We start from the raw sequence: 10,396 nt of genomic DNA on the forward strand, positions 1-10,396 counted from the left end.
ACGGATCGTTCGGTCGCTGTCAGTGATTTCAATCACCGGCTTTGGACTCTCGTCTGATCCTTCCAAATCCAGGAAGACCGTCCTGTCAATTTCTACGAATTCAAGAGCCGCTGAAGCAGGCGATACGACGGCAGCTTTTCTGCGCCAGTACTGGAAGGTGGATAAAGCCAGGCCGTTTTGGACGCAGAAGCCAGCCTGAGTCAGACCTGACACCTGATATTGATCAACCAGGTTCATCCACTGTTCCTGATTCAGTTCACGGGATTTGGAAAACAGATAATTATGCATAAAATCCTCCAGTTCTAGTCGAATACAGAATATCGACTGGAACCGGAGGATCTAAGCCCGTGCAAATTTCAAAAGGTTACAAAGAACCAGCATTTTCCCGAATGGTAAATCAATATTGTTTTGATAATTAAAAAAAGAAGTAATTTTTGATGAAAATTCTGAACGCGATACCAGAAGTCTGGAACTGAGATTAAGTAATAAAGAAAAAATGACTCTGCAGGAAACGTGTTAGAGATGTAAAGAGTGGATTCAAATGCAGGAACGCAGTAAAACAGGAGGAATGAGAATTGGTAAAGACGAAGGAATCAGGCAGGGGATCCAAATGATACTTTTGAATAATTCGAAATAAAAAATTACTGACTTATTGAATCTTTCAATGAACGATCTTGAGAAAATTTTGGAGTGATAATGAAAGATGTAATTAGTCTTATGAGAAGGAAAAGGAAGAAAAGATTGATTGGCTTATTACCGCACAGTTCTTCATTTGTCTTCGTTTTCAGAATTCACAATAGAACATTCATCTTATTTTATGGTATTGAAAATTATATAAATTTCATAATTAAAAAAACTAATTGTTAAGGTTCAATTCTTCCAGAATAGGCTTTATGTATTTTTGATTAGAAATATCGTAAGAAGATGAAATCATTTTTAACATTTATGTCTCGGTTTGAGTTTTTTCCTTTTTGGACTTAAGTCCGTTCAGAAATATCTTCATCATTAATTTGGATGCACCAGTCATTCTTTCGTAGTTGATTCCTCCTGGGCAATAGAAAACTTTTACATTCTTGTGCTCCAAATCACTACGAAAATTATTCAGAGCCTGTTTGACTTCAGGACTGTCTATTGGACTTGCACCGACGCAAAAGATAATCAGTTTTTTGTTTTTCCATTCGTTTATGTTCTTCTTAAATCATCCGATTTTCCGTATACTGCCCGCAAAGGCCCAGCTTCCAAAAATAATGGTCTGATACAAGGATAAATCCTTCTTTTGAGCTTGACAGAGTTCAAGGCAATCGGCATTTACATTTTCGGCGATCCATTCAGCATAGCGTTTGGTAAATCCTGTCTGCGAATGGTATATGACAATTGTTTTCATAGGACTATTTCTCTTTCTTTTAGTTGTCCGGCAGATTCTTGCTGGATGTTTTGGCTTCCAGGTTTTTTATTCCTGAGTACATCTTCGATAGAAGAGTAAAAAGAGCTTCTATTTCCTGACTGGAATAAACGTCAAACAGATATTTCAGATCTTTTTGATATTTTGCAAAGTCGTTTTCGTAGAAATCGTTCGCTTTTTGAGTGATACGGATACAGGTTGCTCTGGAATCCTGAGAACTCTTGACGAAAGTGATATAACCTTTTTTCATCAGGGATTCTGCTAATTTTTTAATATTCTGTCTGGAACAGCCAAGCAGATTTCCTAATTGAGTCAGAGTCAATGGGATTTCTGATTGTCTGATCATCGACAAAAGCATAAATTGTTTCAATGAAATTTCCGGGATATTGTTGTCGAAAATAGTCTGAAGCTTATTACCGATAATAAATATGGAACTAAAAATCGCCCGACTCTGTTTCTGAGTTGAATCCGAATAATTTTCAATAAGATCTTCAATATTCATTTTTAATCCTTTTTTATCCAGCTATACGGATCTCTTCATTAACTTTTTTCTTCAATTTACTCAATCACTTCAAAAGGTAACTAGTTACACATCTATATTAGCAACATGTTGCCTGTTGATCAATTTTCTCCATCCATTTGTTAGAAATGAGATTAAAGATCTGAGTTCAAAATCCAAACTTTGCAGTTTCAAATTATGGGGTCGAAAAGCGAAAAAATAGAATATGGTATAATTGAAAAGTTTAAGATGAAAATTCAATCAACCATATTAAAGATGATGAACCAAAGGAGGGCTCAGGATGCAAAAGGGACTTTTTGTTGCTCTGGAGGGAAATGATGGAGCAGGGAAAACAACTGCTGCTCAGGCTCTTTTAAAAAGACTGAAAAAAGAAGGCTTTGATGTCGTCCTGTCCCGGGAACCAGGTGGTCCTGCCATCTCAGAACAGATACGTTCCATATTGCTTGATCCCGCAAATAAGGCTATGAATCCAAAAACGGAAGCTTTGTTATATGCGGCCAGCCGCACTCAGCATTTTTATGAAGTGATCCAACCGGCTTTAAATGAAGGAAAAATAGTTTTATGCGATCGGTTTCTGGATTCTTCCATTGCTTATCAGGGATATGGAAGAAATCTTGGTCAGAAGGCGATTGAAGAAATTAATGATTTCGGGCTGAATCATCAACGTCCGGATCTGACTCTGTTTTTTAAGGTTCCTTTATCCGTCTCACAAAAGAGAATGGAAAAAAGAGGAAATCTCGATCGTCTTGATGCTGAAAGCCTGGGATTTCATCAAAGAGTTCGTGAAGGTTTTGATGTTCTTTCTACAGCTCATCCAGAAAAGACGATCATTATTGATGCTCAAAAGAGTCCAGAAGAAGTTGCTGATCAGGCATATCAGGCCATCCTCGACTTCATTTCAAAATGAATCCTGAATCCATGAAATGAATCGATTCAGAGGTTATAAATTATGAATAAGGAAGAGTTCAGAAAAAACCAGCCGGTGGCTTACCGGGTACTCAGTCATGCTTTAAAATCCAATTCACTTTCTCATGCCTACCTGCTTTCTGGAGCACAGGGAGCGCCTTTATCACAATGCGCCTTGCTTCTGGCTCAATCTGTTCTTTGTGAAAATCCGGATGAAGATGGTCTGGCCTGTCAGAAATGTACAAGCTGTCAGCAGGTTGAAAGACAGGAACACCCTGACTTTTTTAAAATTGGCCGGGATTCATTGATGGCTCAAAAGCCGCTTCGCCGAAAGGATATTGAAGCCTATTGGAAAAATGGCGGGACTTTGGAACTGCCAGAAATAAAATTTGAAAACTATACGATTAAAAAAGATCAGATTGCCAGACTGCAGGATTTTTTCTCAAAAAGTTCCAGCAGTGAAAAGGGACGAAGAGTTTATATTCTTGAAGATTATGATCGGGCAACTGTGCAGGCAAGTAATTCGCTGCTGAAATTTCTTGAAGAACCGCCTGAAGACGTTATTGGTATTCTGACAAGTCATCATTTAAGTAATATTCTCGATACGATTCAATCCAGAACTCAGATTATTTCATTAAGACCAGCCGGACGAAAGATCAGGCAGGAGCAGATTTTAGAACTGATCGACGATGAAAAGGGAGCGGCTCTGCTTGCTGATCATGGCTTTGATCAACAGGATACCGCCAGAATACTGCGTGAAAATCGATTGTTTGAAATGCAGGAGGTGGCAGAAAAGTTTTTAGAGATGAAGGGGGCGCACAAAGCTATCTATTATCTCCAGCATGAAATCTTCCCGTTTAAAAACAAGGAATTCAATCGAATGGATTTTCAGCTGTTTTTGTATTGGATCAGTTTCTTAAGTTTTGAACGAAAGGACCTTTCACTCAAAAAGAAATTGGATACTCAGACGACCTGTCTTAAAATTCTCGATCAGCTGAAAACTCCGGCAGATGCAGCTTTGCTTCTTGATCGCTTCTGCTTTTATATGCACGAAATCTTCTGATTGAATTTCAGATGGAAACGGTAACTATGTTTTTAGATCTGGTCCTCAGATTTGTTATTCAGATATGAGGATTATTATCAATGAAATAACGACGTATTAAAAAGGAGGTCTACAGTGGCAAAGAACGAATTTCGAAAAAACGGTTCAGGGCATTTTGGCCACGAACAGGATCATGAAAACTCCGCAGCCGAAACGGCTGCGTATCCATATTTAGCTTATATTCAGTTTGATGAATCAAGAAAGACGTATACATTTGGGGCTTATGAACAGTTTCGAACCAATGATCTTGTGGTTGTTGAAACAGTTCGAGGTCAGGAGATCGGACGCTGCTGCGTTCCTTCCATGATTTACGATGAACGTAAAGTCAAAGGAGATCTCAAGCCAGTGCTGCGTAAGGCCAGCGAAGAAGACCTTCAGACTAGAAAAGAGAATGAAGATAAGGCCAGAAAAGCCTTTGCGATCTGCCAGGAATGCATCAATCGTCTGAATCTCGATATGCATCTGATCTCATGTGAATATACTCTCGACTCATATAAAGTCATTTTTACTTATGTCAGTGATGATCGGGTTGACTTCAGACAGCTGCTCAAAGATCTCGCCGGTGAACTGTCCTGCCGGATTGAACTTCGACAGGTTGGACCAAGAAATAAAGCGAAGATGGTTGGCGGAATTGGAAACTGCGGCATGGAATGCTGCTGTTCAAGATTTATGAGTGATTTTGATACGGTGTCGATCAATATGGCTAAAAATCAGATGCTCGCTTTAAACATCTCGAAGCTTTCAGGTCAGTGCGGTAAATTAATGTGCTGTCTGCGCTTTGAGAATGATGAATACACCAGACTCAAGGAAGGACTGCCAAAGGTAAACTCCCATGTGACCTACAATGGAAACCGATATCGTCTTTCATCACTAAATGTCCTGCAGCGGCAGGCGAAAATTGAGAATCGTGAAGAAGTGCTCTTTTTGACTTTTGATGAACTATTCAAAGAGAAGGATGATCAAAATGAAACGTCAGAAAAGTTTTCAGAATGAAGATCAGGCCGCCTTATATCTGGTGCCCACTCCAATCGGGAATATGCAGGAAATCTCACCTCGTGTGCTGGAAACTTTAAAAAATGCCGATGTGATCGCCTGTGAAGATACGAGAAATTCCGGAATTCTTCTTAAAAATCTGGAGATCAAAAAGCCATTAATTGCTCATCATGAGTTTAATCAGGATGCAAGTATTCCAGGAATTCTGGCTTTGCTTGAGCAGAATAAGAAAGTGGCCATCATTTCTGATGCTGGCTATCCGCTCATTTCTGATCCAGGCAATCGTCTGGTGCAGGAAGTAATCGAGCAGGACTATCCAGTGATTTCCATGTCTGGTGCCAATGCCGCATTAAATGCCCTGGTGGCCAGTGGTCTGGAAACTTCAAGATATCTGTTTTATGGCTTTCTGGATTCAAAGAGTTCAAAAAGAAAAAAACAGCTTGAAGAATTAAAAATGCTTCCCTATACTCTGGTGTTCTATGAAGCTCCTCATCGAATCAGCGATATGCTTGCAGATGGGCTAGAAGTTCTGGGAAATCGAAAAATATGCCTGGCCAGGGAACTCACCAAAAAACATGAAGAGTTCATTCGGGGCAGCATTTCTGAAGTTCTTGAAGTCTGTGAAGGACTGAAAGGTGAAATGGTTGTTGTCATTGAAGGGGCGAAGAAAGAAGATTTGAAGTCTTCAATGGAAGAGGCTATGAACCTGATGAAAGAACAGATCGCAAACGGTAAAAAGCCAAGGGCTGCTGCCAAAGCAGTCAGCGAAATGACAAAGATCGGCCGAAACGAACTATATTCTGCCTATCTTGAACTGAATCAGGAATAGAGTTGATCAGCAGAGCAAATCGAAAGATAATGATTTGCTCTGCATTTTTGCGTGTTCTGGATAAAATCTGATAATTACGCATCTCAAAAATTGATAATGCATTTTTAATGCGAAAATCATTTGGAAAACAATAAATTTGGCGGTATCCTTTCATGGAAGTCTGTAAAACGAAAGACGTATAATCGACGTTTACAATATAGACAGATCAAAGAATTCATAAATTCAGAATTTACTTAAAGTAATTTGAATGAATCTGAATGATAAATATGAAGGAAACACATGAAGGTAAATACAAATAATTCTTTAAGTATCAGTAAGGAATAAGGGGGTATGTCAATTGGAACAATTTATTACCATCAAAGGAGCCAGGGAGAATAACCTGAAAAATATCGATCTGAAGATTCCAAGGGATCAGCTGATCATCATGACCGGAGTTTCCGGGAGTGGAAAGACATCTTTGGCTTTCGATACGATTTATGCCGAAGGTCAAAGACGCTACATGGAATCCCTTTCGAGCTATGCGCGAATGTTTCTGGGGAATTCAGAAAAACCTGATGTTGACCAGATTGACGGTCTTTCTCCAGCGGTAGCCATCGATCAGAAAACAACTTCTCATAATCCTCGAAGTACAGTAGGAACAGTCACTGAAATTTATGATTATCTTCGTCTGCTGTTCGCAAGAATCGGTATCCCATACTGCCCCACTCATGGCGAACCGATTACAGGAATGACCATCACTGAAATGGTTGATCAGATCATGCTTTTGCCCGATAAGACCCGGACAACAATATTGGCTCCAATCGCAAGACAGAAGAAGGGAACTTTTAAGGACACTTTCGAGAAACTGATCAGGGAAGGATTCATCCGTGCCCGAATTGATGGTGAGATCAGGATGCTCGAAGAGATGGATCCACTCAATAAAAATCAGAAACACACCATTGAAGTTGTCGTTGACCGTATTGTCAAAGGCGATAATCGCTCCCGCTATTATGACTCGATGCAGACTGCTTTGGAACTGGGTGAAGGGATGGCAGCTGTGATGACTGATGATCAGACATTAACTTTTTCAAGCAACTATGCCTGTACAATCTGTGGCTTTACCGTTCCTAAGCTCGAACCTAAACTGTTCTCCTTTAACGCTCCGCTAGGAGCCTGTCCTTCCTGCAAGGGAGTAGGTGTCCTGCAGAAAGTGGATATGGATTTGTTGATTCCGGATAAGAATCTTTCAATTCGCGAAGGTGGAATTGCTTACTATAAAAACATTGTGGGTACCCTCAATCAGGAATGGCAGCGCATGGAAGCGCTGCTTAATCACTATTCTATTGACATGGATAAACCGATTAAGGATCTCACTAAAAAGGAAATGAATTACATCCTGCATGGTTCAGATGCGGCAATTCAATATACCCTTTATTCGTCCCGCGGCCAGATGGAGCGCAAGATGAATGAAAGAATTGAAGGGGTTGCCGATATGATTGAACGCCGTTATCTTGAGACGTCTTCAAGCTGGAGCCGCGACTGGTATGAATCCTTTTTATCGGAACAGACCTGTCCGACTTGTAAGGGAGCTCGTTTATCCAGAGAAGTTCTGGCGGTGAGGATTGGCGGCAAAAACATCTATGAATGGACACAGATGTCAGTTGTTCAGGCTTTATCATTTATTGATCATCTAAATCTGAATGACACGCAGTCTCATATCTCGGAGATGATTTTAAAAGAAATTCGTTCCCGACTGGAATTCTTAAGAAATGTCGGATTGACCTATCTTACTCTTGATCGTCTATCATCGACTTTGTCTGGCGGAGAGTCTCAGCGTATTCGTCTGGCTACCCAGATCGGAAGCAAGTTGACGGGTGTAATGTATGTTCTGGATGAACCATCGATTGGTCTTCATCAGCGGGATAATGACAAGCTGATTGCGACGATGAAAGAAATGCGGGATTTGGGAAATACATTAATCGTAGTCGAACATGATGAAGATACCATGCGGGCTGCAGACTATATCGTTGATATTGGACCTGGAGCTGGTGTCCATGGCGGCCAGGTTGTTGCTGCCGGAACGCCTGAAGAAGTAATGGCTAATGATCAATCGATTACTGGAAGATACCTGACAGGAAAAGAAAGCATTCCCGTTCCGAAAGATCGCCGCAAGGGCAATGGCAGGGAACTTAAAGTCATCAAGGCGACTCAAAATAATTTGAAAAATGTCACCGTCAGCTTTCCTTTGAACACTCTGACTGTTGTCACTGGAGTTTCCGGATCTGGAAAATCTTCTCTGGTGACTGAAGTTTTAACCCATGGAATTCAGCATTCTCTGGGTAAGGTCCGGGTTAAACCTGGTCAGGTCAAAGAAATTCAGGGATTGGATCAGATCGATAAGCTGATTGAGATTGGACAGGATCCAATCGGACGAACCCCACGAAGCAATCCGGCAACCTACACCGGTGTATTCGATGATATTCGTGATCTGTACGCGCAGACCAAAGAAGCCAGAATGCTTGGTTTTACAAAATCAAGATTCTCTTTCAATGTAAAAGGCGGAAGATGCGAAGCCTGTCAGGGAGATGGCGTCCGTAAGATCTCCATGCACTTTTTACCGGATGTGTATGTGGATTGTGATGTCTGTCATGGTCATCGCTATAACGAAGAAACCTTACAGGTCAAATACAGAGATAAAACCATTGCCGATGTTCTGGAAATGACTGTTGAAGAAGCTCTGGAATTCTTCTCAAATGTAGCAAAGATTCGTCATAAACTTCAGACTTTAGTGGATGTCGGATTATCCTATGTCAAGCTTGGACAATCAGCGACCACGCTGTCCGGAGGAGAAGCACAGCGGGTAAAACTGGCCAGTGAACTTCAGAAGAAAGCGACTGGAAAAACAGTTTTTGTACTGGATGAACCGACAACTGGACTGCATTCCGCGGATGTAAAAAAACTGATTGAAGTGCTTCAGAGATTGGTCAATAATGGAGACACGGTGATTGTCATTGAGCATAATCTTGACGTAATCAAAAATGCTGATTATATCATCGACATCGGACCTGAAGGTGGAGACGAAGGAGGAACCATCGTCGCCAAAGGTACGCCGGAACAGATTGCCGCCAACGAAAATAGTTATACCGGCAAATATCTCAAAGGCATGCTGGAAAGGAAATAAGATATGAAGGCAGAAGTAAGAAACCTGGAAGAAAAATTTCACTGGCGGATGATTACTGGAAACGAAGCATCCCTGAACCGGCCGATTACTCTGCCTGATATCAATCGGCCAGGTCTTGAGCTGGCAGGTTATTTTAATAATTCACAGGTAAAGCGCCTTGTCGTTATTGGCGGTAAGGAATCCCGTTATATCGCCGATGAAATGGATGAAATTAATCAGAGAAGAGTCTTTGAATTTTTAACCAATGAAAAAACACCCTGCATCATCATCACGAACGGCCAGCCCTGTCCGCCAGTTCTTGAAGAAATCGCAAACCGCAAGAATTTTCCGGTTTTTATAACAAACTCAAGAACAAGTATAGTTGTGGTTAACATCACAAACTTCCTGGATGAGATGCTTGCTCAGAGTGTTATTGTTCATGCTGAGCTCGTACGCGTTTATGGAGTGGGTGTGTTAATTACCGGACCAAGCGGACTGGGTAAAAGTGAAATTGTTCTGGATCTGGTGAACCGTGGTCATCAGCTCGTAGCGGATGATCGGGTTGACGTGTACCGGATTCATAACTCACTGGTTGGAAGAACGGCTCAGGTGATTGAAGGATTCATGGAAATGCGTGGCGTCGGGATCATTGATGTCAAACGGATGTATGGTGTCACTTCAGTTGCAGAACGCAGTGATATTGATTTCGAAATTGCTCTGGAATCATTTAAACCGGACGAAGACTATGACCGTTTGGGTCTCGAGGATAAGGAATATACCGAATATCTGGGAATCTCAATCATGAAAATGAAAATCCCAGTCACTTTTGGCCGGCCAATGGCTACCATCATCGAAACAGCAGTTAAGAATTACTTATTGCTTCGTGAAGGTTTTGATTCTGCAAAAGAATTTGAAGAACGGGTTCTTGAAGAGATTACCCGTAATCAGGCCAATCATTCAGAAATTCCTGAACCTCCAATTCATGATTATCTTCCAGCAAAATAGAACACTGAATCAATGGAAATCATCCAGAATGGTCTATGAGAAATAAATCCATCCATACCATTTGTAAATAAAGAGTAAAAGGGGCTGTTAAATTTCGACTGATTTTTCATCAGCGAGATTTACAGCCCCTTTTTCTATGCTTTTTATCTGATTCAATCCTGTTTTATGATGTGTTTTTCCGCTCAAGTCAATTTTTGAACGCACTGAAAAGAACCAAAACTCAAAAAGACTGTTTATAATCTTTTTCAGATTTCGCTTTTCTGCTCCTTTAATTTTCCATAACGTTCGAGTTCTGGGCAACTCATCCGATTTCTGTTGTTTAATTTTCTGATATTGTGTCCCATGGCCACAATAAGCACCTCAAATTTTACGTTTTCCAGTCCCCGGCGTCTCAATCGGCTGTATCTGTAGTTTTCTTTAAGATCTCCGAAGGTTCCTTCCGCCTGAATGCTCCGGCTGACCATAATCTCATGTCCTGCATCTGAAGACATGTTCTCCCG

The 10,396-nt window shown here is 40.9% G+C and carries 10 protein-coding genes; 6 read left to right on the forward strand and 4 right to left on the reverse strand.

The features are described 5' to 3' along the window. From tnpA to BO222_RS05815, 3 genes are all read right to left on the reverse strand, one after another. Window positions 1-288 (reverse strand): IS66 family insertion sequence element accessory protein TnpA (gene tnpA / locus BO222_RS05805; RefSeq protein WP_198931970.1); only part of this gene is annotated, 288 nt, incomplete at its 3' end. 910 nt (window positions 289-1,198) lie between these two features. Further along, window positions 1,199-1,384 carry a flavodoxin family protein gene (locus tag BO222_RS13940; protein WP_198932003.1) on the reverse strand — a complete coding sequence of 62 codons (186 nt, stop codon included), beginning with the start codon at window positions 1,382-1,384 and terminating at the stop codon, window positions 1,199-1,201. A 19-nt stretch (window positions 1,385-1,403) separates the two neighbouring features. After that, complete coding sequence (locus BO222_RS05815) at window positions 1,404-1,904, reverse strand: MarR family winged helix-turn-helix transcriptional regulator (protein WP_075819211.1); 501 nt, start codon at window positions 1,902-1,904, stop codon at window positions 1,404-1,406. Between the two features lie 298 nt (window positions 1,905-2,202). On the opposite strand from BO222_RS05815, the gene tmk reads away from it, so the two are divergent. The 6 genes from tmk to hprK all read left to right on the forward strand — a co-directional run bounded on the left by tmk (window position 2,203) and on the right by hprK (window position 9,896). Further along, on the forward strand, window positions 2,203-2,829 hold the full coding sequence (gene tmk / locus BO222_RS05820; protein WP_075819213.1) for a dTMP kinase: 627 nt from the start codon (window positions 2,203-2,205) through the stop codon (window positions 2,827-2,829). A 42-nt stretch (window positions 2,830-2,871) separates the two neighbouring features. Beyond that, window positions 2,872-3,891 (forward strand): hypothetical protein, encoded by a 1,020-nt coding sequence (locus BO222_RS05825; protein ID WP_075819215.1) that lies wholly within the window; start codon window positions 2,872-2,874, stop codon window positions 3,889-3,891. Between the two features lie 114 nt (window positions 3,892-4,005). Beyond that, a complete protein-coding gene (gene ricT, locus BO222_RS05830; RefSeq protein ID WP_083647693.1) occupies window positions 4,006-4,923 on the forward strand; it encodes a regulatory iron-sulfur-containing complex subunit RicT in 918 nt (305 codons plus the stop codon). Further along, window positions 4,895-5,752: a 16S rRNA (cytidine(1402)-2'-O)-methyltransferase gene (gene rsmI, locus BO222_RS05835; protein WP_075819217.1), complete on the forward strand. Its 858-nt coding sequence runs from the start codon at window positions 4,895-4,897 to the stop codon at window positions 5,750-5,752. Before ricT ends, rsmI begins: the two co-directional genes overlap by 29 nt. 337 nt (window positions 5,753-6,089) lie before the next feature. After that, window positions 6,090-8,912: an excinuclease ABC subunit UvrA gene (uvrA, locus tag BO222_RS05840; RefSeq protein WP_075819219.1), complete on the forward strand. Its 2,823-nt coding sequence runs from the start codon at window positions 6,090-6,092 to the stop codon at window positions 8,910-8,912. A 3-nt stretch (window positions 8,913-8,915) separates the two neighbouring features. After that, window positions 8,916-9,896, forward strand: coding sequence for an HPr(Ser) kinase/phosphatase (gene hprK / locus BO222_RS05845; RefSeq protein WP_075819221.1), 981 nt, complete (start codon window positions 8,916-8,918; stop codon window positions 9,894-9,896). Between the two features lie 245 nt (window positions 9,897-10,141). Here hprK and BO222_RS05850 read toward each other — a convergent pair. Continuing rightward, a partial coding sequence (locus tag BO222_RS05850) for a transposase (RefSeq protein ID WP_075817320.1) occupies window positions 10,142-10,396 on the reverse strand: 255 nt, incomplete at its 5' end.

The organism is Ileibacterium valens, assembly GCF_001945525.1.
In the GTDB taxonomy this organism is placed as follows: domain Bacteria; phylum Bacillota_I; class Bacilli_A; order Erysipelotrichales; family Erysipelotrichaceae; genus Ileibacterium; species Ileibacterium valens.